Below are 25,460 nucleotides of genomic sequence, written 5' to 3' on the forward strand. Positions count from 1 at the left end.
CTGCCTGATCCGAGCCGGGCTCATCCACGCAGCACCGAATGCAATTCCTGCAGCGAACGCACCCCGATCCCGCCGTTGATGCTCGCCTCGATGCCCTGCACGGCGGCGGCCGCACCCTGCACGGTGGTGATGCACGGGATGTTCACACCGACCGCGGCACTGCGGATTTCGTAACCGTCCACGCGCGGGCCGGAGTTGCCGTAGGGGGTGTTGAAGACCATGTCGATCTCGCCGTCCCTGATCTGCTCGACGATCGTCGGCTGCGGCAGACCGTCCGGACCACCCGGCTGTTCCGGATCCGAGTGCTTGCGCACCTGCTCACACGGAATACCGTTACGGCGCAACATCTCCGCCGTTCCCTCGGTGGCCAGGATGCGGAATCCGAGGTCGTGCAGGCGTTTCACCGGAAAGACCATGGCCCGCTTGTCCCGGTTCGCGATCGAGACGAACACGGTGCCCTCGGTGGGCAGCGAACCGTAGGCGGCGGTCTGGCTCTTGGCGAAGGCGGTGCCGAAATCGGCGTCGATGCCCATCACCTCGCCGGTGGACTTCATCTCCGGCGAGAGCAGCGAATCCACGCCGGTGCCATCGGCCTTGCGGAACCGGTGGAACGGCAGCACGGCCTCCTTCACGGCCACCGGCGCGTCCAGCGGGACGTGCCCGCCGTCGCCCTCACCGGGCAGCATGCCTTCCTTGCGCAGCTCGGCGATGGTGGCGCCGAGCATGATCCGCGCGGCCGCCTTGGCCAGCGGCACCGCGGTGGCCTTGGAGACGAACGGAACCGTCCGGCTCGCCCGTGGATTGGCCTCGAGCACGTAGAGCACGTCGTCCTTGAGCGCGTACTGCACGTTGAGCAGGCCCTTGACGCCGATGCCCTTGGCCAGCGCGATGGTGGACCGGCGCACCGCCTCGATATCGCTGCGGCCCAGGGTGATCGGCGGCAGCGCGCAGGCCGAGTCGCCGGAGTGGATGCCCGCCTCTTCGATGTGTTCCATCACGCCGCCGAGGTAGACCTCCTCGCCGTCGCACAGCGCGTCGACGTCGATCTCGATGGCGTCTTCCAGGAACCGATCGACCAGCACCGGGTGCTCGGGGCTGAGCTCGGTGGCGCGAGAGATGTAGCCCTCCAGGGACTTCTCGTCATAGACGATCTCCATGCCGCGGCCGCCGAGCACGTAGGACGGGCGAACCAGCACCGGGTAGCCGATGGTGGCGGCGATCTTCTTGGCCTGCGCGAAGGTGGTCGCGGTGCCGTACTTCGGCGCGGGCAGTCCGGCCGCGACGAGCACGTCACCGAATTCGCCGCGGTCCTCGGCCAGATCGATGGCGGCGGCGCTGGTGCCGACCACCGGGACGCCCGCATCGGTGAGCCGTTGTGCCAGGCCGAGCGGGGTCTGCCCGCCCAACTGCACGATGACGCCGGTGACGTGCCCCGACTCGCTTTCGGCGTGGTAGACCTCGAGCACGTCCTCGAAGGTCAGCGGCTCGAAGTAGAGCCGGTCGGCGGTGTCGTAGTCGGTGGAGACGGTCTCCGGGTTGCAGTTGACCATCACCGTCTCGTACCCGGCCCGCGAAAGGGTCTGCGCCGCATGGACACACGAGTAGTCGAACTCGATACCCTGGCCGATCCGGTTCGGGCCGGAGCCGAGGATGATCACCTTGTCGCGTTCGCGCTGCGGCGCGACTTCGGATTCCGCCGCGGGATCGAGCTCGTAGGTCGAATAGTGGTACGGGGTCTTGGCCTCGAACTCGGCGGCGCAGGTATCCACCGTCTTGAAGACGGGGCGGACACCGAGCCGGTGCCGCAGCGCGCGAACGCCGGTCTCCCCCGCCAACTCCGGGCGCAGTGCGGCGATCTGACCGTCGGACAGGCCGTAGTGCTTGGCACGGCGCAGCAGCGTCTCGTCCAGCACCGGCGCGGCCATGATCTCGGCGCGCAGCTCGACCAGGCCCGCGACCTCGGCGACGAACCACGGGTCGATACCCGAAGCGGCGGCGACGTCTTCGATGCTCGCGCCGAGGCGCAGCGCACGCTCGACCTGGTAGATGCGCCCCTCGATCGGGGTGCGCAGGTCTTCCAGGATCGCTTCGACGTCGGTCCAGGTGCCGTCGTCCTTCGTCCAGAAGCCCGCTGCCTTGGTCTCCAGCGAGCGCAGCACCTTGCCGAGCGCCTCGGCGAAGTTGCGCCCCAACGACATTGCCTCACCGACCGACTTCATGGTGGTGGTCAGCGTCGGGTCGGCGCCGGGGAACTTCTCGAACGCGAACCGCGGCGCCTTGACGACCACGTAGTCCAGGGTCGGCTCGAAACAGGCCGGGGTTTCCTTGGTGATGTCGTTGACGATCTCGTCGAGGGTGTAGCCGATGGCCAGCTTGGCGGCGATCTTGGCGATCGGGAATCCCGTTGCCTTGGAAGCCAATGCGGACGAGCGCGAGACACGCGGGTTCATCTCGATGACGATCAGGCGGCCGTCGGCGGGGTCCACCGCGAACTGGATGTTGCAGCCGCCGGTGTCGACGCCGACCTCACGCAGGATGGCGATGCCGAGGTCGCGCATCTTCTGGTATTCCCGGTCGGTGAGCGTCATGGCCGGGGCGACGGTCATCGAGTCACCGGTGTGCACGCCCATCGGGTCCACGTTCTCGATGGAGCAGACCACCACGACGTTGTCGCGGCTGTCGCGCATCAGCTCGAGCTCGAATTCCTTCCAGCCCAGGATGGATTCCTCGATGAGCACGTTCGCGGTCGGTGAGGCGGCCAGGCCGCCACCGGCGATCCGATCGAGATCCTCGTCGTTGTAGGCCATGCCGGAACCGAGGCCACCCATGGTGAACGACGGCCGCACCACCACCGGGAAACCCAGCTCGGCGACCGTTTCGCGGACCTCGTCCATCGTGTAACAGACCCGGGAGCGGGCACTTTCGCCGCCGACCTTGGCGACGATGTCCTTGAACTTCTGCCGGTCCTCACCGCGCTGGATGGCGTCGAAGTCGGCGCCGATCATCTCGACGTTGTACTTCTCCAGCACACCGTTCTCGTGCAGCGCGACCGCGGTGTTCAGCGCGGTCTGCCCGCCGAGGGTGGCCAGGACGGCGTCGGGACGCTCCTTGGCGATGACCTTCTCGACGAACTCCGGCGTGATCGGTTCCACGTAGGTGGAGTCCGCGAACTCGGGGTCGGTCATGATGGTCGCCGGGTTGGAGTTCACCAGTGAAACCCGCAGGCCCTCGGCCCGCAGCACCCGGCACGCCTGGGTGCCGGAGTAGTCGAACTCGCAGGCCTGGCCGATGACGATCGGGCCCGAGCCGATCACCAGGATGTGCTTCAGATCCTCGCGGCGTGGCATCAGGCTCCTTCCATGAGACCGGCGAAACGGTCGAAGAGATAAGCGGCGTCGTGCGGCCCGGCGGCGGCCTCCGGGTGATACTGCACGGAGAAGGCGCGGCCGTCGACCAGTCGAACGCCTTCGACGGTGCCGTCGTTGGCGCAGACATGGCTGACCTCGGCCAAGCCGAACGGGGTGTCGAACTGCTCCCCCTGCTCGCCCTCCAGGGCGAAGCCGTGGTTCTGCGCGGTGATCGAGATCCGGCCGGTCTCGTGCTCGATGACCGGGATGTTGATGCCGCGGTGGCCGAACTTCATCTTGTAGGTGCTGCGGCCGAGCGCGCGGCCGAGGATCTGGTTGCCGAAGCAGATGCCGAACAGCGGCACGCCACGCTCGAGCACACCCTTGGTCAGCGCGACCGCGCCGTCCTGGGTGGCCGGGTCGCCGGGGCCGTTGGACAGGAAGACACCGTCCGGCTTCAACTCCAGGATCTGGTCGAGCGAGGTGTTGGACGGCACGACATGCACCCGCATGCCGCGCTGGGCGAACATCCGCGGGGTGTTGGTCTTGATGCCGAGGTCGACCGCGACCACGGTGAACCGGGGATCGCCGTTCGGCTCGATGGTGTACAGCGAGTCGGTGCTCACCTCCTCGGCCAGATCGGCACCGAGCATGGACGGCTGGCCGGTGACCCGGCTCAGCAACTCGTCGGTATCGGCGAGAGCGGCACCGGAGAAGATGCCCGCCTTCATCGAGCCGCGGGTGCGCAGGTGGCGCACCAGGGCGCGGGTGTCGACACCCGCGATGCCGACGATGTCCTGCTGTTGCATCGCCTCGGGCAGGGTGCTGGTGGCGCGCCAGTTGGAGGCGCGGCGCGCGGGGTCGCGCACCACGTAACCGGCCACCCAGATCTTGCCGGACTCGTCGTCCTCGCCGTTCCAGCCGGTGTTGCCGATCTGCGGCGCGGCGGCGACCACGATCTGGCGGTGGTAGCTGGGGTCGGTGAGGGTCTCCTGGTACCCGGTCATCGCGGTACAGAACACCGCCTCACCGAGCGTTTCGCCGGTGGCACCGTAGGCGGAGCCGCGGAACACCCGGCCGTCCTCCAGCACCAGAGCTGCGTCCTGTGCACTCGCCCAACCCGTCGCCCGACCCCCACCCCCCGTGGAATCGCTGCGCGATACTGCGGTCATATTTCGTCGTCTCCCGTCATCGTGCTGGTCTGATCCGCCTGCGGGCCGCGTGTCCAAGCCGGGTACACCGACTTGTCGTCTCCTCGGAAACCGGTATCTATCTCGGTTCCGGTGGGCAGCTTCCAGCGAACTACCAGCACACCATCTGCTGTCATTACTTTTCCCGCGTGTCCACGCTCGGTGCGCACCGCGGTGATGGATTCCTGCGGGATCCAGATCACCGTCGCGCCGTCGCGCTCGAGCAGAATTCCCCGTTCGAACCGCGTGAGTTCCGCTGTGGCCCGGAAACCCAAGTCGCCCACCGTGATACGGTCCTGCCAGCTGGGCGCCATGGTGCTGCCGAGATACAGTCCGGTGGTCGGCTCCAGCACCTGGGCGCCGAGATCGGCGGGCACGGCCGGTAGTTCACCGATGCTTGTTGTCTGGCGCTTCGCCCGGTTCTGCCAGCCCCGGTACATCAGCCAGACGCACAGGGCGAACAGCGCGAGCAGGCCGACAACCCACAGCGTTCTTTCCACTTACGGACCTCCCACCGCTTTACCCTCACGGGCAGTTACCCGCCCCCTGAGCAACGTCGTTGTCACTCGGGCCGGGAACGTCATGTCCTCGAACGGTGTGTTGTTCGAGATGCTGGCGAGCTCCTTGGCGCGCACCGTCCAGCTGGCTTCGGGGTCGACCAGCGTCAGGTTCGCGGGTTCGCCGACCTCGATCGGCCTACCGTGCTCGTCGAGGCCGACGATCGCGGCGGGCTGCTCGCTCATCACCCTGGCGACACCGCGCCAGTCCAGCAGGCCCGGCTGCACCATGGTCTGCACGATGATCGACAGCGCGGTCTCCAGGCCGAGCATGCCCGGGCGGGCGGCGGCGAACTCGCAGCACTTGTCCTGTTCGGCGTGCGGGGCGTGGTCGGTGGCGACGCAGTCGATGATGCCGTCGGCCAGCGCCTGGCGCAGCGCGGCCGCGTCGGACGCCTCCCGCAGCGGCGGGTTGACCTTGTTGACCGCGTCGTAGGTCTCCAGGCGCGAGTCATCCAGCAGCAGGTGGTGCGGGGTCACCTCGGCGGTGATCGAAATGCCTTGCGCCTTGGCCCATTTCACCAGCTCGACGGTGCCCGCCGTGGAGGCGTGACAGATGTGCACGCGGGCACCGGCATCGCGGGCCAGCAGCGCGTCCCGCGCCACGATCGACTCCTCGGCGGCGCGCGGCCACCCGGCCAAGCCGAGCCTGGCCGCGGTGGGACCCTCGTGCGCGATGGCGCCGACGGTCAACCGCGGCTCCTCCGCGTGCTGGGCGATCAGCACGCCGAGAGTGTTCGCGTACTCCAGGGCGCGGCGCATGAGCAGCGGGTCGTAGACGCAGTGGCCGTCATCGGAGAACATCCGCACCGCGCCGACTCCGGCGGCCATCGTGCCCATTTCGGCGAGCTGCTTGCCTTCGAGGCCGACGGTGACCGCACCCACCGGGTACACGTCGACCAGGCCGACCTCCTGGCCGCGGCGCCACACGTGATCGGTGACGACCACCGAGTCGGCGACCGGGTTCGTGTTGGCCATCGCGAACACCGCCGTGTAACCGCCCAATGCCGCTGCGGCGGAACCGGATTCAATGGTCTCGGTGTCCTCACGGCCCGGCTCGCGCAGATGCGTGTGCAGATCGACGAAGCCGGGCAGCAGGATTTGGCCTCGGGCGTCGATCAGCTCCGCGTCGTCGGCGCCGAGATCGGTCCCGATCTCCCGGATCACGCCGTCGGCGATCAGCACGTCGACCGGTTCGCCCTCGCCGTAGGGCCGAGCGCCCTTGATCAGAATCTCGGTCATGCCACCGCCTCCTGGGTACCGACCAGCAGCCGGAACAGGACGGCCATGCGCATGTGGACTCCGTTCGTCACCTGTTGCAAGATCGCGGCCCGCGGCGAATCGGCCACCGGCGAGGCGATTTCCATGCCGCGCAGCATCGGGCCGGGATGCAGGACCGCCGCGTGCTCGTCCAGCAGGGCGAGCCTGCGCTCGGACAGCCCGTAGTTGATCGAGTATTCGCGGGCCGACGGGAAGAAACCGCCGTTCATTCGCTCGGCCTGCACCCGCAGCATGAGAACCGCGTCGGCGCCGGGCAATTCGGCGTCCAGCGAGTGCGCGATCCGGGCGGGCCAGGCGTCGACGCCGACCGGCAGCAGGGTGCGCGGGGCAACCAGCACCACCTCGGCGCCGAGGGTGGCCAGCAGGAACACATTCGAGCGGGCGACCCGGCTGTGCAGGATGTCGCCGACGATGACGACCCGCTTGCCCTCGATGTCGCCGAGCCGCTGGCGCAGCGTCAGCGCGTCGAGCAGCGCCTGGGTGGGGTGCTCGTGCGTGCCGTCGCCCGCGTTGATGATGGCCGGGCCGGAGGTGCGTCCCGAGGAGACGGCCCAGGCGTCCATCCAGCGCGCGATCTGGTGTGCCGCACCGGAAGCCGGGTGCCGGACGATCAGCGCGTCGGCGCCCGCGGCGTGCAAGGTGAGCGCGGTGTCGCGCAGCGATTCGCCCTTGGAGACCGAGGAACTGCTGGCGCTGACGTTGATCACGTCGGCGCTCATCCACTTGCCCGCCACCTCGAACGACACCCGGGTCCGGGTGGAGTTCTCGTAGAAGACCGTCATCACGGTGCGCCCACGCAAGGTGGGAAGCTTGTGCACTTCGCGGCCGAGCAGAGCCTGTTCGAAACGTTCGGCTTCGTCCAGCAGGGCCGTCGCGGTTGCGCGACTGAGGTCACTCACCGTCAGCAAGTGCCTCACGACTCCACCTCGCTGACGCTCGGCTCCGTCGTTCGGCACAAGGCCGTGGTGGTCGTTCGGCACAAGGCCGCTGCGCTCATGGTTCGCTCGCTACGCTCCCTCACGAATCCGCCTCCTGACGCAGGTAAACGCCGTCGCGGCCGTCGTGTTCGGTGAGCAGGACCGAGATGTCCTCCGCGCGGGAGGTGGGGACGTTCTTGCCGACATAGTCGGCCCGGATCGGGAGTTCGCGGTGGCCGCGGTCGATGAGCACCGCGAGTTGCACGGCGCGGGGGCGGCCGAGGTCGCGCAGTCCGTCCAGTGCGGAGCGGACGGTGCGGCCGGAGAAGAGCACGTCGTCGACCAGTACGACCAGCGCGTCCTCGATGCCGCCTTCCGGGACCGAGGTGCGTTCCAGCGGCCGATGCGGCCGGGTGCGCAGGTCGTCGCGGTAGAGGGTGATGTCGAGCGAACCGAGGGCCGGGCGGACGCCGGAGAACTCCTCGATCTTGTCGGTGAGCCGCGCGGCCAGCGTGGTGCCTCGGGTGGGGATGCCGATCAGCACTACGCGCGGTGCGTCCTGCGCACCCGCGTCGAGGGCGGTCTTCTCGATGATCTGATGCGCGATGCGCGCGATGGTCCGGCTGACATCGGATGCCGACAACAGCTCGCGCCCCGCCTGCACCCCTTCCGGGGTGTGTCGCTGCGATGTTTCGGCAGCGCCGGACTTGGCGGCCCGTTCTTCGGGCACGGCCATGCCGACCTCCTTCCCCGCCTCACCGGACGGTCCGTTAAAGGATGTCTTACGGCAAGCAGCGTAACAGCGCCCGCAACCCGGCTTTCACCAGGTGCATCGCGGTGTGAGCAGTGCCACGGAAGACAGGTGGGCCCGACCACGACAGGGAGGTCGATGGGCGACCGCTACTTTCTCGGCCGAATAGCGCTAGCACATACGTTCGAGTGGGAGTAGATTCGGCGGCATGTCGACACCGCTGCAGGGATCACTGCTCGACGGGTTCGGGGATACCGAATTCGGTTCGCTGCGACATGTGCGGCGGACGGTACTGGATCACGGGGCCTGGGTCGACGTGTTGCCCGGCTGGCTGTCGGGTGCCGATGCGCTGTTCGAACGACTGGTGGACGACGTGCCGTGGAAGGCGGAGCGGCGGCCGATGTACGACCGGGTGGTCGATGTGCCGCGGCTGTTGAAGTTCTACGAGGAGCACGAGCCGCTGCCCGATCCGGCATTGGCCGATGCCCGCCAGGCCCTGTCCGAGCACTATCGGCACGAACTCGGGGAACCGTTCCGGACGGCCGGACTGTGCTACTACCGCGACGGACAGGACAGTGTCGCCTGGCACGGCGATACTTTCGGGCGCGGCGCGACGCACGACACCATGGTCGCGATCGTGTCGATCGGCTCACCGCGGGCGCTGCTGCTGCGGCCACGCGGCGGTGGCGAGAGCATTCGATACCAGGTGGGGCACGGCGATCTGCTGGTGATGGGTGGTTCGTGCCAGCGCACCTGGGAGCACGCGGTGCCGAAGACCCGGAAGCCGACCGGACCGCGGATCAGCATCCAGTTCCGCACCCGCGGGGTCCGCTGAGCGAGAGTGACAGTGGCCGTGCGCGAGGCGACAGCGGTTCGGCTTGACATGAAGTTATGTTGAGGTTGAAGACTGAACGGCATGAGCACAAAGACATTTCAGCCGCCCGAGGTCGGCGATTCGACCATCGACCACACCGCCGACATCGCGGCCATCGAACAGATCATCAACAATGTCGAGACCGCGTACAACACCAACGACGCCGAGTTGATGACCGCCGACTTCACCGCCAACGCCTCGGTCGTCAATGCGATGGGCGCGCTGATGGTGGGGCGGGACGCCCTCCTGGCAGCGAATCGCGCTGGGCTGGCCGGGTTCCTGAAGGACCAGTACGTCCGCTACGAGGTCACCGACATCACCTTCCTCCGCCCCGATGTGGCGATCGCACACAAGGTGGCGCGGGCCACCACCGCCGAGGGTGCGCTGATCGACACCGATCCCGCGATGATCGCGCTCTATGTCCTCGTCAAGGAAGACGGGCGCTGGTGGACGGCGGCCAGGCAGAACACGCTGATCCCCAAGGCCGAGTGATCAGCACCGGACGACCCAGGAGCCGACGACCCGGCTCCCGACGACGCAGCGCCGCAACAACACCGAGGGGTGCGGCGCTGCGTCGACGCCGGACGTGGCGCGCCGTTAGATTGTCAGCATGAGCAATCCCGGGGCGGGCGTCTTGGCCGTGATGCCGCTGCACACGATCAGCGAGGTCTACGGCGAAGCGGGGCTGCGCGAACGATTATTGCTGGAGATCGCGGACCTACCCGACACCGATCGACTCACCTCGGCGCTCGAGCTGGCCGCCGAACTACACCGCGACGACCGCTACGGACGCGAGCCGTATCTCAATCATCTACTGCGGGTAGCGATTCGGATCATCAGCCACTACCGGGTGCGGGACAGCGACCTGGTCGCCGCCGGCCTGTTGCACGACGCCGTCGAGGACCACCCCGCCGAACTGGCGGGCGACCGGCCGGGACCGCCCACCGACGCCGCCCTCGCCGAACTCGCCGACCGATTCGGTGAACGCGTGGCCGAACTCGTCGCCGCCGTCACCAATCCCGAACCGGACCCGTCGATCGATCGGCACCTCCAGTACCGCGAGCACGTCGCCGCGAACCTCGACCATGCCCCGTGGGCCAGGATCGTCAAGCTCTCCGACTTCACCGACAACGGCGTCGGCATCCTGTACGCGACCGGCCCCGCCATGCACAAGCTCGCCGTCAAATACCGCCCCCTCACCGCCATCTACCGCGACCTCGTCACCCGCGCCGACACGCCACTCGCCGACGACGTCAAGCAGCGCATCCTCGGCCAACTCGACAGCGCGGACGAACGTTTCGCAGCGATACTCGCTCGCGAGTGAGTCGACAGCGAGCATCCTCCTTTCGTATGACATCTGTCCGATATCTGGTCCGTCCGGATCGGACGCCCAGCTCGCGATGGCATCGTGAAGCACATGCGACTCCGAAGAACCGACCGTCTCCTGCTGACAGCGGGGGTCCTCGCGTTCGTCGTCGCGGTGGTCACCCTGATCTGGACGGGACACACCGCACTGCGGTTTTCCGCCGATGACGACAGCACCCTGCCGCTGTGGGTGATCGGTCTGACGGTGTTCGGCGGACTCGCGGTCGCCTGGCTGGTGCCGCCGAAACCGCGCGACGATCTGTTGCCGACCGCCGATCCCCGGGCGACCACGCGTCAGGCGTGGTGGCTCGTCGCGCTCGGACTCGCCTTCGCGATCACCTATTACTTCTCCCCCGGCGGCGATCTATGGTTCATCGGGCTGAAACTGCTTCTCCTGCTTGCCATTCCATTGCTGTTCCGATTGGTGGCCTGGCCCGAATGGTATCGGGTGGACACCGACGGTCGATGGCTTCGTCCGCTTCCCGCGGTGTTGACCTTCCTCGCCCTGTTCACGCTGTTCGGGCATGACTACACCGGTTCGCGGCCCGACCCGATTGCCGTATTCAGCGTCTTCGTCTTGAACGCGGTGCTGGAGGAGATCTTCTACCGAGTCTGGCTACAGACCCGACTGGAGGCGATATACGGCCGCTGGCCCGCGATCGTGCTGGCCTCGGTGCTGTGGGCGTCCTGGCACGTTGCGATCCACGGCGGCAACGGTTTCGGCATCGATCTCGCCGCCACGATCGTGCACATCGGCGGCTACGGCCTCTTCCTCGGTTACCTGTGGTCCCGATACCGAAATCCCTGGCTGCTCATCCTGGTGCACGGCATCGTCAACGCACCGATCCCCATGCTCGCCGCACTGTGGTGAACGCGTCGATCATGGCGAACGCAGCACCGATTCGACCAGTGCGCGGACCGCGCCGAGCAGCCGGTCGGTCTCGCCGGAGCGGACCATGGTCGGCACCAGCTCACCGCCGAGCGCGCCGAGCAGCAACCTGCCCACCACCTCGGCGTCGAGATCGGGGCGGGCCTCGCGCAGCAGCGCGGTGATGTGGTTGTCCCAGAACGCGTGGAACTCCCCGGTGCGCGGGTGCGGCGGCACCGTCCGGTAGGCGACCATGAGCTCGGAGTTCTCGATCACCAAGCGCGCCATCGCATCGAAGTAGGCGAGCAGGCGGTCACCGGCGGGCGCACCAGGCCCCAGCGGCGGCGGTCCACTGGTGATGGCGTCCATCAGAGTGAGTGCGCTTTCGGCGACCATCTCGTGCAGTAGCCCGGCGCGATTGCCGAAGCGGTGAAAAATGGTGCCCTTCCCCACCCCCGCCGCGGCGGCGACCCGGTCCATGGTGATCGCCTCGGCGCCGTGTTCGGCGAGCAGCGCGGTGGTCGCGTCGAGAATCGCACGCCGGTTCCGGGCGGCATCGGCCCGTTCCTTCGGACGCCCGTCGGTCATCGCACCCGCTTTCATTGACAAGTTGACCGCCGGTCCATATCGTTGCGGAACAACTGGACCGGCAGTCAACTTATGGAGCTCATGATGAAGGCAATCGTAATGACGGCGACCGGCGGGCCGGAGGTGCTGGTCCTCCAGGAAGTCCCGGCGCCGCTAGCGGGCCCGGGTGAGCTGGTGCTCCGCACCGAGGCGATTCCGGTCCTGTTCCCGGAGACCAAGCTGCGTTCCGGCGCGTTCCCGCTCGGCGTCGAACCACCGCTGGTCTTCGGTTTTCAAGCCGCGGGCGTGGTGACCGAGATCGGCACCGGTGTGGATCCGGCCTTGCTGGGTCGGCGAGTAACGGTGGCCACCACAGGTTTCGGCTCCTACGCCGAATATGTCAGCGCACCAGCCGATTCCGCAGCGCCGATTCCCGAAAGCCTGTCCTCGGTGGAGGCGGCCGCGGTCCTGATGAGCGGTTCGGTGGCGCTGACGCTGCTGGAAACCGCTCGGCTCACCGGCAGCGAAACGGTGCTGATCGAGGCTGCCGCCACGGGTATCGGCAGCTTCCTCACCCAAGTCGCCAAGGAGTCCGGCGCGACCCGCGTCATCGCCACCGCGGGCGGACCCACGAAGGCCGAACGGGCCCGCAAGCTCGGCGCGGACGAGGTGATCGACCACAACGACCCCGACTGGCCTGCCCGGCTGCGCGAAACCTTGGGCGGCGCAACGCTCGACGTGGTCTTCGACTCGATCGGCGGCAGCACCGCCGTGCACGTCCTCGACGCGATGACCCCACTGCGCGGTCGAATGCTCAGCTACGGCTGGCTTTCCGGCGCCCCCGCCCAACTGACCGCCACCGACCTGATCACTCGTGGCCTGACCCTCATCGGCTGCGCGGGCCCGGACTGGCTGGCCCGAGTCGCCGACGCATACCCGGCGGCTCTGCACCGCGCGGCCGCCGGTGGGGTGGACCCGCTGGTCGAAGCCGTGCTGCCACTGGACCAAGCAAGTCGCGCCCACCAGCTCATCGAGGACCGAGCACCGCTGGGCAAGATCATCCTTCGTCCGAATCCCACACCGTAGGCAGACCGGGTTGCCGTAACGCTGTGCCGCGCACTGATTTTCGGCACACGTACATCGCCGACTATTTCGTGCGCCGGAAGGTAAGACCTACGCAGCGTGTCAGTGCAGTGCGTCAGTGCGGCGGGTTGGGACGCCGGGCGAACGCGGGGGCGTGTTCGGGGAGGATGCCGCGAGCGAGCAGGAACGGCGGGACACTGCGCAGCACCGGGATTCGGCGGAAGATGCGGACCGGCAACGGTCCGCGCGGTGCGTTGGCGATGTTGATGCTGCCAGCGAGGGCGGGGCGGATCGCTCGGGCATGCAAAAAACGTTGGAGGCCCTGGGTCACCGCGGTAGGCAGGGTGCGGCGACGTTGGACGCGCGCCAGGTCGCGAGTGCTGATCGTGCCCGAGATCAGCGGGGTGGCAAGGATTCTCGCCGCGGCGACCGCGTCCTGGACGGCGAGGTTGATGCCGACTCCGGCGACCGGGGACATCGCGTGGGCGGCGTCGCCGATACAGAGCAGGCCATTGGTGTACCACTTGGTCAGGCGGTCGAGTTGGACGTCGAGCAGCTTCACCTCGTCCCAGCTGGTCAGGGCGTCCACCCGGTCTTTCAGCCAGGGCACCGAGTCGGACATGCTGCGCATGATCTCCTCGACCGGCCCGCGCCGCGCCGTCTCGTCCGCGCCTTTGGCGATGAGGGTGGCGCAGTGCCAGTAGTCACCGCGGTCGAGCAGCACCGCGGCTCGGCGCGCGGTGACAATGGGGATGGCGCCCGCCGGGTCGGTGTCGTTGCGCGGCAACCGGAACCACCACACATCCATCGGCGTCGGCCAACTCCGGGACGGCAGCCCCGCGGCGGCACGCAGCACCGACTCGCGGCCATCGCAGGCCACGGTGAGGTCGGCGTGGATCTCACCGGTGGCGCCGTCGGCGGTCCGGTAGCTGACGCCGGTTACCTTCCCATCCGACCAAACCAGGTCGGTCGCTTGGGTATTCATTCGCAGGTGGAAGCCCGGCTCTTGGTCGGCGGCGCGGGCGAGCAGGTCCAGCAGATCCCATTGCGGCACCATGGCGATGTATTTGTGCTTGCCCGGCAGGTTCCGCAGCGTGGCAAGGGTTTGCAGTCCGCTGCCGGTCGGCAGCGCGATCTGATCCAGCTTGCGCGCGGGAAGTTTCGCGAATTCGGCCCCGAGTCCCAGTTCGTCGAGCAGGTCGAGAGTGCTGGGATGCACGGTGTCGCCGCGGAAGTCGCGCAGGAAGTCGTTGTGCTTCTCCAGCACCGTCACGTCGATCCCGGCCCGCGCCAGCAGTAGTCCGAGAATCATTCCGGCCGGGCCACCACCCACTACCAGGCATGTGGTGCGTTCCATCGACTGTCCTCCCTCGGTCGTCGCCTCGCCGAAAGATCGCCTGTCGGCAATGCTACTGCGCGATGGGCGGTGCCGGGCCGGGATCGGTTGTCGCGGACCGCATCCGCGACGGCGCCGTTGCCTACTGATGCAGGATGAAGAAGTACGGTTCGGTCAACCCGCGCATGTCCATCACGCCGAGCAGCGTGTGCTCGTCGACCCGCCGGAAGTGATCGATGATCGCCAAGTTGTCGTAGATCATGGCGGCACTCAGCACGCCGCGATACTCCACATTGCGCAAACGCGCGGTGGGCCGGTGCGTTTGGAATGCGAACCGCAGGTAGCCGAGTATCTTCTTGCCCGCCTTGACGCCCGCGAGCGGCACTCGCCCGGCGAGGCCGAGCGGCACCCGCCGCGGATCGACCGGAAAGACGACGCCGTCGGCGGCGAACAACAGCGGATGCACGGTCTCCGCGTCGTCGAACTGCTTGCCATACCACCCCGACGCGACGAGCACACCGGCGAACGGATGCCCCGTGTCGAGCTCGTCGCCCTGCCAGCGCCCGGTGGTGATCTCGTCGAGCAGGACCGCGGGCAGGCTGTCGAACAACGCCAACGCCTGCTCCGGCGTGCAGCGCTGGGCACGAAGTGCCGCCAGCTCAGCCCCGCCCGCTCCCGTGTTCTCGGCCATGGTCGGTCTCCTCACTAAGGCAACGTTGCACCTACGACACTATCCGTGCCGGTCGCGGTGGCCTTCGGCGCCGCGCTCGCCGTCGCCGCGGCCGGGAAAACCGGACCGGTTCGTCTGTTCACCATCCGTTGTGGCACTGCACGAATCGCCAGGCACGCGCACTTCGGCACCGTTACGCTGAGACCGTCCGGCCGGGGCCGTGGGGTTCCCGCTCACCCTCGGCGTGGTGGCTTACGCCATGCTCCGAGACCGGTGGCGGCAGGAGTCGGTGAACGCGGAAATCAAGCAGACGATCACCGACGTCGCAGCCACGCTGCGGACGCTGGACGAGCGGGTGGCGGGCATCGCGCCGGTGGGCGGCGTCCTGGAGAGAACCCAGCGGATGCTCGACGACATGGCCGTGGTGCGGTTCGCGGTCGGCGCCGAGGTGTCCGAGGCACTGGCGAAGGCCCGGATCGGCACCGACCGATGGGCCTTCAAAGGCGGCACCGGCGCGCACACCCGGGTGGTGACGCTGCCGGACTGCCTGAAACAAGCCCATCGCGACGGCCGGGACTTCCAGGCGCGCATCGAGATTCTCGATCCCACCGACCTCGACGTCTGCCATCGGTACGCGGCGCTGTATCGCACACTGGCCGAAGGCGAGCACGACGACGCGCTCACCTGGACCGCCAAGGGCACCCAGATCGAGTTGTACGCCACGATCCTGGCGGCCTGCTGGTACAAGCAGCGGCTGCGCCAATTTCTCGATATCGAGGTGGCGCTGACCTCCAGCGTCCAGATAATCATCGAAAAGGCGCTGCGCGACAGCAATCCGTTCCTCCGCGGCGCCGGGGACAACCTCGCCCGCGGCGCCGCCTAGCCGAGGACGGCGCCCTCAGAAGGGCGCGTCCAGCGGGAGTTGCCCCACCTCCGGCAGGTAGGGGTCCAGTTCGCCCGACTCGAACCGGGACATGCCGATCACGTGCCAGAACTGGCCCGCGATATTGCCTTCGAACTTGTACCGCCCGTCGGGTGCGAGCGCGGCCCATCCTTCCGGCAGCCCGAGCAGTTCCGCGCGGATGGTCGGCGCGGTATCCGGATCGGGGTAGTCGCCCCCTGGCACGGTCCACAGAATCGTGTTGCCGTCGTCGCCACCACTGGCCAGCAGCCGTCCGGACGGATGGAAAGCCAGCGACCAGACCCGGCGCTTGTGCCCCTCCATGGTGTGCAGGTGGCGTCCAGTTGCCATGTCCCACAGGCGAACCACCAGGTCGTCGCCTGCCGTGGCGAGGATCCCGCTGTGCGGGTCGGCGGCCGCTGCCCAGAGGCGCCCGGTATGCCGGGTCAATTCGTGCAGGCTCGCACCGGAGCCGATATCCCAGATGCGCGCCGTCATGTCCCAGGAAACGCTGGCGAGGCGGTCGCCGTGGAAGACCACCGCGTACACCCGATCGGTGTGACCACGCAGTTCCCTGAGGAACTGGCCGGATTCGACATCCCACAACCGCACCACCGAGTCGTCGCAGCCGGTGGCCATCATGGTGCCGTCGGCGTTGAACGCGATGGACCGCACTCGTCCGCGATGCTCCGCGCACACCATGTGCAGTGCACCGGTGGTGCGCATCCAGATGGTCACCGTGTCGTCGTCGTTCGCGGTGGCCACGTACTGGTCGGTGGGATCGAAGGCGATCGCCCAGACCGGCGCGGCCTCGACATTGATGTGCCGCTGGAAGAGGCCGGTTTCGAGATTGAGCAGGCTGAGGCGACCGTCGTTGCCCACCACCCCGAGTTGTTGCGGCTGCATTCCGCTGAACAGCGCCGACTCGAAGGTGACCAGCCGGTCTTCACTGCCGACCAGCCGCCGGACCAGCCTGCTCGTCACCGGATCCCATAGCCGGACCACGCCGTCGTTGCCGCCTGCCGCGAGCAACGTGCCGTCCGCGTTGAAGCTGACCGACCTGACCTGCCTGCCGTGTCCGGTGAGAACGTGCCGCGCGATCCCGGTGAGTGGATCCCAGAGCCGGGTGGTGAATTGGTCGTCGGTGACCGCGAGCTGCGCGCCGTCCGGGCGGAAGACGAACGGCCAGATCGAACCGGTATGCGCGGTAATCCGGTGCCGCAGTTCGCCGGTCACGCTGTCGCGCAGGCAGAGCAGCCCCGCACTGTCGCCGGAGGCCAGCAGATCACCGGCCGGATCGAAGGTCAGCCAGTAGATGGCGGCATTGTGGTCGGTCGGCGCATGTTCGGCTGCGCCGGTCTCGACGTTCCAGATGCGCAGTCCCCCTTCGGTATCCCCAGTAGCCAGCAGCGGCAGCCGGGGATGGAAGGCCAGCGTGTACACCCGTCCGGTGTGGCCGGGCAACTCGCGAATCAATTGGCAGTGCACCGGATCCCACAGCGCCACAGTGCCGCGGACGCCGCCGACCGCGAGCAGCCGACCCGACGGATCGAACGCGATCCGGAATACCGAGCCGGGCGCTCCGGTGAATTCGCCACGCTGGCGTCCGCTTTCGAGATCCCATAGCCGAACCACGCCGTCCCGGTACGCGGCGGCGATCACCCCGTCGTGAAAAGCCAAGCTGTAGATCAACTCCCGGCCCGCGCCCGCTGCCCGGCATTCGTGCCGCAGCTCGCCGGAGGGCAGCGACCAGAGGCGCAGCATCCCCTCGGCGTCACCGGTGGCCAGTAGATCACCCGCCCGGTTCAGCAGAACCGGCCACGGCCACTCGCTGTGCCCGTGCAGGATTCGGCGTAGCTCGCCGGTCGCCGCGTCCCAGATACCGACGGTGCCGTCGCTGGAGCCGCTGATCAGGACGGCGTCGGTGTAGGCGACCGCGAACGAGCGGTTGCGATGGCCCTGCAAGGTGCGCAGCGGCAGGCCGGTTTCGGTGTCGCAGATCAGCACGCCGCCGTCGTCGCTGCCGATGGCCAGGGTTCCGCCGTCGGGACTGTACGCGAGGGGTTGCGGCAGCCTGCCGTGTCTGGCGTGAAAGCCGTGCCGGACACCGATTGCGGCCGGGGCGAATTCGGTTCCGGCGACCGAGCCGGGTACCACGGCGGCACCGCGCAGATCGGTGCCCGTCGGGGTTCCGGTGACGTCGAGCAGGGCCGCGCGGGTCCAGCGACTACCCGGCGCGCGAGCACCGGTCAGATCGGCACGGGCCAGCCGCGCCCTGGTGAAATCGGCGTCGGTCAAGTCCGCGCCGACCAGGCTCGCCTCGTCCAGCCGGGCACCGACCAACCGGGCGCCGCGCAGTATCGCGCGGTCCAGGTTCACCCCGACCAGGCGGGCACCGGTCAGGTCCGCGCCGGTCAGGTCGACCTGCTGCATGTCACGATAGGAGAGGTCCTCGCCGGCCAGGATCGCGCCACGCAGGTCGGCGGTCGGCGCGGTGCGCAAGCGGGTGGTCAGCCGGATCGCGTTGGTCCGCGAGACCTCGTCGGCGACCGGGTCGTCCAGTACGCCGTCGGCCCAGGCGCGCGCGGCCCGGATATCGGCGAGGTCGCACAGGAAGTCGATGGACAGTTGGGACAGCGGCGCGTGCGCGAGCTGTGGCGGGGCCGGCACGCCCGCGGCGAACTGCTCGGCGATGTGGTTGGCGACAAACCATTCGGTCACCGAGGAGTGGATGAAGCCGAACAGATTGTCCTCGGTGCGCACCAGCAGACTGCCGGAGCCGATGGCGTGCGCGTGCTGCTGCACCGACATCCGATTGGAGCCGGTCATCTCCACCAGATTCTTCGCGACATCGGTCAATTCGGCCAGCCGCAGGTACGGCTCGCCGGTCTCCCAGCTGCGCAACGCGAATGCGATTACCGCGAGCCACAATTCGTGCAGCCGCAGCCCGGGCTGCGCGCCCGCCGTGGTCGCGGTGCGGTCGGCCTCGTAGGACAGCCAGGATTCCAGAATCTCTCGATACAGTCCGGCCGCGCCGACGGTCTGCTGCGCCCCCGCCGCCGCGCGCAGTCGCCGCTCGTCCAGGTCGGCGATGAAGCTGAGCATGCGCGGGTTCTGCGCCAGGCCGAGCAGATCCTGGATGCCGGTGATCAGCCGCATCCTGGCGTCGGCGCGGCGGGTGTCGCCGCCGTAGCGGTTGGTCAGGAAGGCGTGCACCTGCGCGGGCGCGAAATCCTCGATGCCGAGGATGTACCTGTCCTGCAGCAAACCGACCCGCTCCCCCAGCGCGGTCAGCACCTGGGCGCGTGACGCGAAATGCTGGGTGCGGCTCGCCACGATGATTTTTGCCTTGCCGACGGCGGCCTGCAGCAGGGTTTCCAGGTGGTCGGCGGCGAACTCGTAGCTGATTCGGGTGACCAGTTCGTCGAAGCCGTCGAACAGCAGCACCACCCGGCCCTCGCGGAGCATGTAGCGCAACGCTTTCAAATCGATCCGGTCCTCGCCGTGATTGGCCAGGTGCGCGGCGACCAATCCGTCCACCGAGTGCGTTTTGTCCAGGGTGCGCAGCTCGATGAGGATCGGGATCAACGCGGGCATGGTCTCGGTGATGCGGCGGGCCAGTTCGTGCAGCGCGAAGGTCTTGCCGCGCCCGAAATCGCCCAGCACCAGGACGAATCGGCCGTGATCCGCGGCGACCAGGCGCAGCAGGTCGGCGACGAGGTCGTCGTGCACCGGCTGATCGCCGTGGTCGAGCACTCGGAAGCGTTGCGGCACATAGAGATCGGGCGGGTAGCGGCGGTCGGTGCGCAGCCGGTCCAGTTGCTTGGCGAGGTAATCGTCCAGATCCAGCAGGCCCTGGAATTCGGTGAAGCTGCGCACCCGCAGGCCGTGGCTGGCGGCTTCGTCGCGCAGCGAACGTGGCGGCGGCGCACCGCGATAGACGAGTTCGGAGCCGTATTCCGGGTCGTGGCCGAGGAATTCCTCGATCACCTGCCTTGTCATGTCGCCGACGTGCACGCCGATGCGCCACTGCGCGATGACATCGTCGCGCTGGAGGGTGACCAGCAGGTGCGGCGGCTCGGTCTCGACGCGGCGGATCTTCACCCCCGGATACCGGGTTTCGCACACCTCGGCCACCCGTTCCAGCAGCCGGCCGTGCGGGTCGACGATGGCGGGGGCGTCGACCGCCGGTTCGACGATGTCATCGGGGCCGACCAGCTCGGGCTGGCCGGCCGGGGCCAGTGCCGCAACGGCATTCGGCCATGGCCACTCCAGGCTCGCGGTGGGTTCCGCGGCATTGCTCGCGGTAGCGGAGTATCGGGCGAGCCCGTCGGCGGTCAGGTGGATGATCTCGTCCCGACCCGGCGCGGCAGCGGGAATGACGGGGAGCTTGCCGTCCAGCCGATCCAGGTGCGGCCCACCGGGTCCCGGGCCGTGCAGCAGCAGGTTCAGCCTGCCGCCGAGCAGTCGCGACAGCGTGTCGGCGTCGCGCAGCAAGGCGGGATCACGCGGCGAGGCGGCGGGCCCGGGCAGTGGGTCGTGCCGGACCACCCCGAGCCGCAACCAGCCGTTCTCCTCGAACGGCCGCAGTCGTTCGGCGAACCAGGCGGCCTGCGGTTCACCGATCCAGCCGTGATCGTCCTCGGGCAGATGGGTGGTGGCCATGGTCGAGTTCAGACCCGCGACCACCACCCGTAGTTCGGGAATCGAGAACAGCGTCCAGGGCTGCCCGACATCGAACACGAGTTGATCGAGGCCCTGGTACAGCTCGGCGAACAGCCGCGCGTACTGCTCGAGCTTCGGGAAGTACGGCGGCTGCGGCTTACGGTCGCGCGCTTCACAATTCAGGAAGTAAGCGTGACACGAGACCTTGGAGACATCGTGGTTGCCCGGCACGACGATCAACCGGTCCGGTTCCAGGCCGAGCAGTACCCGCAACCCGGTCAGAAAGCTGAGCGCCTCGTCGACCTCGCGCGGGCGGGCGGATTCGGTGAGATCGCCGGTCACCACGATCATGTCGGGTTTCGGCACGCCCTGGCCGGCCAGCTGGGTGACGTTCGCCCAGATGCGCGCCTGCAGTTCCCGCGCGGTGCTCGGCTCGTCGGCGGCGAGCAGACCGCGGCCGAAGCGCGGACCGGCCACGTGCAGCACGCTGACCCCGGAGCGGTGCTCGTCCCGCCGCGCGACGCCGGGAAACGCCGGGGCCGCAACGGGAGTGCGTCTGCTCAGCGGCGACTCGACGGGGCCCGCCTCGGTCTCGTAGGCGTAGCGGTCCGGTGCCCCGCCGAGCCCGTTCGGGAACCGTGGTGCGCTGTCCGGTTTCGCCCGGCCCGCCAGCAGGTGCCGCACCCGCTCCAGCAGTATCCGACGCGCCTCCTCGTCGGTCGCCACGTTCAGCAGGTCGACATAGGTGATGGTGGCGAGCAGCCCCTCGAGGGCGCAGTCGGCGACCCGGATCGGGAGCAGCTTGCCCGGGTCGGTGCGCAGTGCGGCCTGCCATTCCATTGTCCCGTAATGGGATTGGAGATAGTTCTCGGACAGCACCGCGAGCACGACGGTGGCGTCGCGCACGCCACGGTCCATGAAGTCGATGAAGTTGGTGCCCGGCACGAAATCCCAGGCCTGAACCAGGGTGCGATAACCGGCACTCTCCAATTGCCAGGCGATCCAGGTTGCCCACCGCTCGTCCGCCGGGGAATAGCTGATGAAAAAGTCCCGGTGCCGCCCACCCTGCTCTGTCACGCACCCAGTATGGCGTAGGCCAATAGCATGACAGGCGTGCCCGAACAGGTCGACTCCTCCGAGCGGAACACGCCGTCCACTGTCACGGCGGGGTCCGCACGCCCCCGCTGGGGCTTGAGCGTGCTGGATTGGGTCCGCGTCGCGCTCTTGCTCGCCGGACTGCTGTGCGTGCTCACCGGGCTGCTGCCCCGCGAGGAGGCGGCCGACAACATGCGCAGAATCGGTCCGCTGCTGCTGTTTCTCGGTAGCGTGATCGTGCTGGCCGAACTCACCCGCCAAGCCAAGGTGTTCGATGCGATCGCGCACCGGCTCGCCATCCTCGGGCGGGGTTACTATCCCGCGCTGTTTCTGCTGTGCGTGCTGTTCGCGTCGGCCACCACGATCCTGCTGAACCTGGATACGACGGCGGTGCTGATCACCCCGGTGATGCTCGCGCTGGCCGCCCCGGCGCGCATCCCGCCGCTCCCGCTGGCCATGACCACCATCTGGCTCGCGAACACCGCGAGCCTGCTGTTGCCGGTCTCCAATCTCACCAATCTGCTTGCCGCCGACCGGGTCGCACTGACGGCGACCGAATTCGCCGCGAAAATGTGGGCACCCCAACTCGTTTCGCTCGCCGCCACGATGCTGTGCCTCTGGCTGTGGTACTGGCGGCGCGGTCGCCGCGACACCGACCGCTACCTGCCGCCCGAGCCGATCCGCCCGGAGAACGCGAAAGAACGGGCCCTGCTGTACACCACGGCCGGTGCCTGCCTGCTGTTCATCCTCGCCATTCCTTTCGTCGGCGACAGCATCGGCATCGCCGCGACCATCGCCGCCGCCATCGCGGTGCTCGCCTTCGCCCTCTTCGACCGCGCCTCGCTGCGTCTCTCGCTGATCCCTTGGCGGCTACTGGTTTTCGTGGTCGGCCTGTTTCTGGTGGTCCCCACGCTCGGCCGCCTCGGCCTCTCCGAGGTGATGCACACGCTGATCGGTTCGGATTCCGGCGCGGTCGGCGCCTTCCGCGCGGCGGGCGCGGGCGCGACCCTGTCGAACATCGCCAACAACCTCCCCGCCTACACCGCGGGCGAGGCGGTCGTGCCCTTCGAGAATCACAATCAGCTGCTGGCCTTGCTCATCGGCACCAATATCGGTCCCATCGTCACGCCGTGGGCGTCCTTGGCCACCCTGCTCTGCCTGGAGTTCTGCCGCACCCACAACGTTCGCGTTCCGATGCTCCGCTTCGTCCTCACCGGACTCGCGCTCGCCGCCATCGGCACCACCGGCGCCGTCGCGGCCCTGCTCGTCATCGGATAACCGCAGCCGGTCAGTCGGGTAGGCCGGTGACGGTCACTTCCGCCGCGGACTTCACCAGCAGGGTGAGATCGGACATCATTTCGGCGCTGCCAGCGATGAAATCTACTTCGCCGGTGGGTAATTCGAGGCGCTCGTCGAGGGCGGTGCCGTCGAAGTCGGTGATGTGCATGCCCGCTTCGCGGGCGAGTAGGGCGCCCGCGGGGAGGTCGACGAGACCCGCTCGGTAGCCGACGAAGCCGTCGATGTCGCCGTTGCTCAACATCACCCAGCACAGCAACGGGGACCAGAGTTGAATCAGGCGGCGGGAGGCCGATTCCAGGGTGAGGCGCAGTGCGCGGGCGGTCGGGTCGGCGCGGGTCACCGGGTAACCCTGCAGCCACGCCAGGACCGGGGCGCTGGCCACGGGGCGGTGCGCCGGATGCCACAGCGGGCCGTTCGGGCCCAGGGCGCCGCGGCCGCGGACGGCGGACCAGGTGCGGTCGGCGATCGGCTCGTGCACCACACCGAGAACCGGCGTTCCGTGGTGGCACAACGCGATACCGACGGTGCACACCGGCAGGCCGATGGCGATGTTGTTGGTGCCGTCCAGCGGGTCGACGACCCAGCACCAGGAGTCGTCGGTGCTGTCGAGGACGCCGGATTCCTCGGCGAGGATGCGGTGCTCCGGAAAAGCCCGCCGTATATGGCGCAGGATGATCTGTTCGGCCCGCAGGTCCAGCTCGGTGACCACATCGCCGCTCGCGTCCTTGGTGCTGACGGTCAGCGCGCCGAGGAGGCCGGCCCGGATGGCCTGGCCCGCTTCGACGGCCGCGGTGACGGCCACCTCGGCGGCGACGTCGACGAGGGTGTCCGGGAGTACCTGGCTCATTACGTCGCCCGCTCGCATCGGTTCTCCAGTTGCTTCGGCAGGACCTGATCCTGCAGATGGGCCAGCACGGTCTGCGCCGCGCGCCGGGATTCGGTGGGGGTGCACAGGGTTCGGTGTACCCAATGATCGGTGGTGGCGAGCGTACCGAGCGACAGGTCGGGGCGCCCCCGATTGTCCTCACCGAGCACGACGGTCGCCGCCTCGCCGTGCACGTCGGACACGTGGAACGCGCCGTTCGGCAGGGTATACATCTCGCCCGCATGGAAATGTTCCCTGGACCGGGTGCGGTAGGTGACCAGCTGGGGCGTCGCGCGAACCAGATCACCGTCGGCGGCACTCTGGATCTCGAACAGTCGATGGGTGGGATGCGCGGGCGCGCTGTCGATTTCGATGATCTCGTTGCCGACGGTGCCGTACAGCACGGTGCTGAGCAGATCCCAACTGTGCGCATGCATCAGTGAGGTGGTCGGGGTAGCGTGCACGCCCTCGGTCCAGACGTGCACGCAGATGCCGAAGCCGTCCCCACGCCAGGCGGGAAAACACAGAAAGCCCAACGGGTGTCGGACCGCGGTCAGATCGGTGCTGCCGTCGATGACGCCCGCGAGGACATCGCGGGCCCAGCGGCGCACCGCGGCTCCGGTGGCGTCGGAGCCGATCAGCATGCGCAGGCGGGCGTATTCGTTCACTTAATAAGGGTTCCTCGGCTGGAGCGCGCGGCGCACGATATCGGCGACGTCGCGGTCGGTGAAAGCGGCCGGAAGTTCCAGGTCGAGCCCCTGGAACAGGCCGCGGACCTGGTCGACGGTCGGCTCGTCGGACAGCGGCAGCTCCTCGCTGCGACTCAGCGGGACCTGCCGGGTCTGTTTGAAGCTGGCGACCAGTTCGCGGTTGAAATCGCGGTAGTACGGTTTCTCCCGCTCGAACATCAGCGCCGGGGTGTTCGGATTGTCCTGCGTGACAATGACACAGCTGGACGACAAGTCCCAGCGGAAGGTCGTCATCACCGTCGACAAACCCACGTCGATGGTGAGAAAGGTGAACCGCTGCCGGAACCAGCAGGCGGCCAGGACGGTGGCGAAGGCTTCCTTGCGGGTGCGTTCGGTGGTCCACAGTTCGCCGGTGCGGTCGGCCTCCGGCGAGAGCGAGGAGCGAAACTGCGCGTAGGTCTTGCACAGCGCTTCGTTGGTCGGGTCCAGAATCTCCAATTGCATGCGTAGCGGCCGTTGTTCGCGCCGCGCGTTCTCCACGCACTCGCGCAGCGTCACCGCCCGGATGTAGGTTCCGGTGCCGCCCTTGAAGATCCACTGTTCGGTGCCGCGCCTGGCGAGGGTGTGCGCGTGGCCGATCTCCGGCCCGTACAACAGTTGCACCGACGACGCGTCGCGCATGGCCTTGGCCGAAAGATGCCGGTCCCGTAGCAATGTGGTGGCCAGCAGTGCGAGCACCAGCAGCACCGCCGCGTTCACGTTGTCCACGCTGATGACGTCGAGGACCGCGAGCATGCCGACGACAATGGCGAGCACCAACGCGACGACACCGTCGACGTTGTTACGCAACCAAGTCAGCAAACGCGCCATGCTCCGCCCTCCCCTTCGTTCCTCCCAGGATAGAGGTAGCCCCCGGCCCCGCAGCGAAGGAAGCCAGAAGTCGTGCAAGCCAACGGTTTGGAGCCGCTGGCGAGGGCGGATGCACGAGGCCGCTGGGAGCGCTGGCGAGGGCGCATGCACGAGGCCGCAGTGCTCGCGCTGTGTGCCACCCCACATCCGGGCCCCTTGACCTCGAGTGCGGTTGAGGAACCACGATGAGACCGGTCGCCGAGCATCCCTCGACGACAGCACGCCCGGATG

At 68.2% G+C, this 25,460-nt stretch carries 20 protein-coding genes; 7 read left to right on the forward strand and 13 right to left on the reverse strand.

The features are described 5' to 3' along the window. Positions 1–20: 20 nt before the first annotated feature. The 6 genes from carB to pyrR all read right to left on the reverse strand — a co-directional run bounded on the left by carB (position 21) and on the right by pyrR (position 8,028). Entirely contained in the window at positions 21–3,347 is a 3,327-nt protein-coding gene (gene carB, locus ACFK0J_RS26185; protein ID WP_378731670.1) for a carbamoyl-phosphate synthase large subunit, read from the reverse strand. After that, positions 3,347–4,438 carry a glutamine-hydrolyzing carbamoyl-phosphate synthase small subunit gene (carA, locus tag ACFK0J_RS26190; protein ID WP_378743019.1) on the reverse strand — a complete coding sequence of 364 codons (1,092 nt, stop codon included), beginning with the start codon at positions 4,436–4,438 and terminating at the stop codon, positions 3,347–3,349. The genes carB and carA overlap by 1 nt, the downstream gene beginning before the upstream one ends. Before the next feature lie 77 nt (positions 4,439–4,515). Then, positions 4,516–5,037 carry a transporter gene (locus tag ACFK0J_RS26195; protein ID WP_378731672.1) on the reverse strand — a complete coding sequence of 174 codons (522 nt, stop codon included), beginning with the start codon at positions 5,035–5,037 and terminating at the stop codon, positions 4,516–4,518. Further along, positions 5,038–6,336 (reverse strand): dihydroorotase, encoded by a 1,299-nt coding sequence (locus tag ACFK0J_RS26200; RefSeq protein ID WP_378731674.1) that lies wholly within the window; start codon positions 6,334–6,336, stop codon positions 5,038–5,040. Further along, a complete protein-coding gene (locus ACFK0J_RS26205; RefSeq protein ID WP_378731676.1) occupies positions 6,333–7,292 on the reverse strand; it encodes an aspartate carbamoyltransferase catalytic subunit in 960 nt (319 codons plus the stop codon). Before ACFK0J_RS26205 ends, ACFK0J_RS26200 begins: the two co-directional genes overlap by 4 nt. Before the next feature lie 100 nt (positions 7,293–7,392). Beyond that, positions 7,393–8,028, reverse strand: coding sequence for a bifunctional pyr operon transcriptional regulator/uracil phosphoribosyltransferase PyrR (pyrR, locus tag ACFK0J_RS26210; RefSeq protein WP_378731678.1), 636 nt, complete (start codon positions 8,026–8,028; stop codon positions 7,393–7,395). A 223-nt stretch (positions 8,029–8,251) separates the two neighbouring features. On the opposite strand from pyrR, the gene ACFK0J_RS26215 reads away from it, so the two are divergent. The 4 genes from ACFK0J_RS26215 to ACFK0J_RS26230 all read left to right on the forward strand — a co-directional run bounded on the left by ACFK0J_RS26215 (position 8,252) and on the right by ACFK0J_RS26230 (position 11,153). Then, positions 8,252–8,878 (forward strand): alpha-ketoglutarate-dependent dioxygenase AlkB, encoded by a 627-nt coding sequence (locus ACFK0J_RS26215; protein ID WP_378731680.1) that lies wholly within the window; start codon positions 8,252–8,254, stop codon positions 8,876–8,878. 81 nt (positions 8,879–8,959) lie between these two features. Then, positions 8,960–9,409, forward strand: coding sequence for an SgcJ/EcaC family oxidoreductase (locus ACFK0J_RS26220; protein ID WP_378731682.1), 450 nt, complete (start codon positions 8,960–8,962; stop codon positions 9,407–9,409). Positions 9,410–9,527: 118 nt separating this feature from the next. Further along, positions 9,528–10,241 carry an HD domain-containing protein gene (locus ACFK0J_RS26225; RefSeq protein WP_378731684.1) on the forward strand — a complete coding sequence of 238 codons (714 nt, stop codon included), beginning with the start codon at positions 9,528–9,530 and terminating at the stop codon, positions 10,239–10,241. Between the two features lie 93 nt (positions 10,242–10,334). After that, on the forward strand, positions 10,335–11,153 hold the full coding sequence (locus ACFK0J_RS26230) for a CPBP family intramembrane glutamic endopeptidase (protein WP_378731686.1): 819 nt from the start codon (positions 10,335–10,337) through the stop codon (positions 11,151–11,153). Positions 11,154–11,162: 9 nt separating this feature from the next. Here ACFK0J_RS26230 and ACFK0J_RS26235 read toward each other — a convergent pair whose 3' ends face one another. Continuing rightward, positions 11,163–11,738, reverse strand: coding sequence for a TetR/AcrR family transcriptional regulator (locus ACFK0J_RS26235; RefSeq protein ID WP_378731688.1), 576 nt, complete (start codon positions 11,736–11,738; stop codon positions 11,163–11,165). 81 nt (positions 11,739–11,819) lie between these two features. On the opposite strand from ACFK0J_RS26235, the gene ACFK0J_RS26240 reads away from it, so the two are divergent. Then, positions 11,820–12,803 (forward strand): zinc-binding alcohol dehydrogenase family protein, encoded by a 984-nt coding sequence (locus ACFK0J_RS26240; RefSeq protein WP_378731690.1) that lies wholly within the window; start codon positions 11,820–11,822, stop codon positions 12,801–12,803. A 112-nt stretch (positions 12,804–12,915) separates the two neighbouring features. On the opposite strand, the gene ACFK0J_RS26245 is transcribed toward ACFK0J_RS26240, so the two are convergent. Both ACFK0J_RS26245 and ACFK0J_RS26250 read right to left on the reverse strand, forming a co-directional pair. Beyond that, the gene (locus ACFK0J_RS26245) at positions 12,916–14,157 is read right to left on the reverse strand and encodes an FAD-dependent oxidoreductase (RefSeq protein ID WP_378731692.1); all 1,242 of its coding nucleotides are present in this window, start codon (positions 14,155–14,157) and stop codon (positions 12,916–12,918) included. Between the two features lie 121 nt (positions 14,158–14,278). After that, positions 14,279–14,827, reverse strand: coding sequence for a DUF4334 domain-containing protein (locus tag ACFK0J_RS26250; RefSeq protein ID WP_378731694.1), 549 nt, complete (start codon positions 14,825–14,827; stop codon positions 14,279–14,281). A gap of 199 nt (positions 14,828–15,026) precedes the next feature. Between ACFK0J_RS26250 and ACFK0J_RS26255 the strand changes: the two genes are divergently transcribed. After that, complete coding sequence (locus tag ACFK0J_RS26255; RefSeq protein WP_378731696.1) at positions 15,027–15,689, forward strand: hypothetical protein; 663 nt, start codon at positions 15,027–15,029, stop codon at positions 15,687–15,689. A 15-nt stretch (positions 15,690–15,704) separates the two neighbouring features. Here ACFK0J_RS26255 and ACFK0J_RS26260 read toward each other — a convergent pair whose 3' ends face one another. Beyond that, the gene (locus ACFK0J_RS26260; RefSeq protein ID WP_378731698.1) at positions 15,705–21,449 is read right to left on the reverse strand and encodes a TIR domain-containing protein; all 5,745 of its coding nucleotides are present in this window, start codon (positions 21,447–21,449) and stop codon (positions 15,705–15,707) included. 27 nt (positions 21,450–21,476) lie between these two features. Here ACFK0J_RS26260 and ACFK0J_RS26265 point away from each other — a divergent pair, with 27 nt between their 5' ends. Beyond that, entirely contained in the window at positions 21,477–22,745 is a 1,269-nt protein-coding gene (locus ACFK0J_RS26265; RefSeq protein ID WP_378731700.1) for an SLC13 family permease, read from the forward strand. 10 nt (positions 22,746–22,755) lie between these two features. Here ACFK0J_RS26265 and ACFK0J_RS26270 read toward each other — a convergent pair whose 3' ends face one another. The 3 genes from ACFK0J_RS26270 to ACFK0J_RS26280 are packed head-to-tail and all read right to left on the reverse strand — an operon-like array spanning position 22,756 to position 25,190. Beyond that, a complete protein-coding gene (locus ACFK0J_RS26270; RefSeq protein ID WP_378731703.1) occupies positions 22,756–23,631 on the reverse strand; it encodes an inositol monophosphatase family protein in 876 nt (291 codons plus the stop codon). Continuing rightward, positions 23,613–24,299, reverse strand: a complete 687-nt coding sequence (locus ACFK0J_RS26275) for a hypothetical protein (RefSeq protein ID WP_378731704.1) — start codon at positions 24,297–24,299, stop codon at positions 23,613–23,615. The genes ACFK0J_RS26270 and ACFK0J_RS26275 overlap by 19 nt, the downstream gene beginning before the upstream one ends. Next, entirely contained in the window at positions 24,300–25,190 is an 891-nt protein-coding gene (locus tag ACFK0J_RS26280; RefSeq protein ID WP_378731706.1) for a hypothetical protein, read from the reverse strand. Positions 25,191–25,460: the final 270 nt, after the last annotated feature.

Source organism: Nocardia brasiliensis, from assembly GCF_042691675.1.
Taxonomy (GTDB): Bacteria; Actinomycetota; Actinomycetes; order Mycobacteriales; family Mycobacteriaceae; genus Nocardia; species Nocardia brasiliensis_D.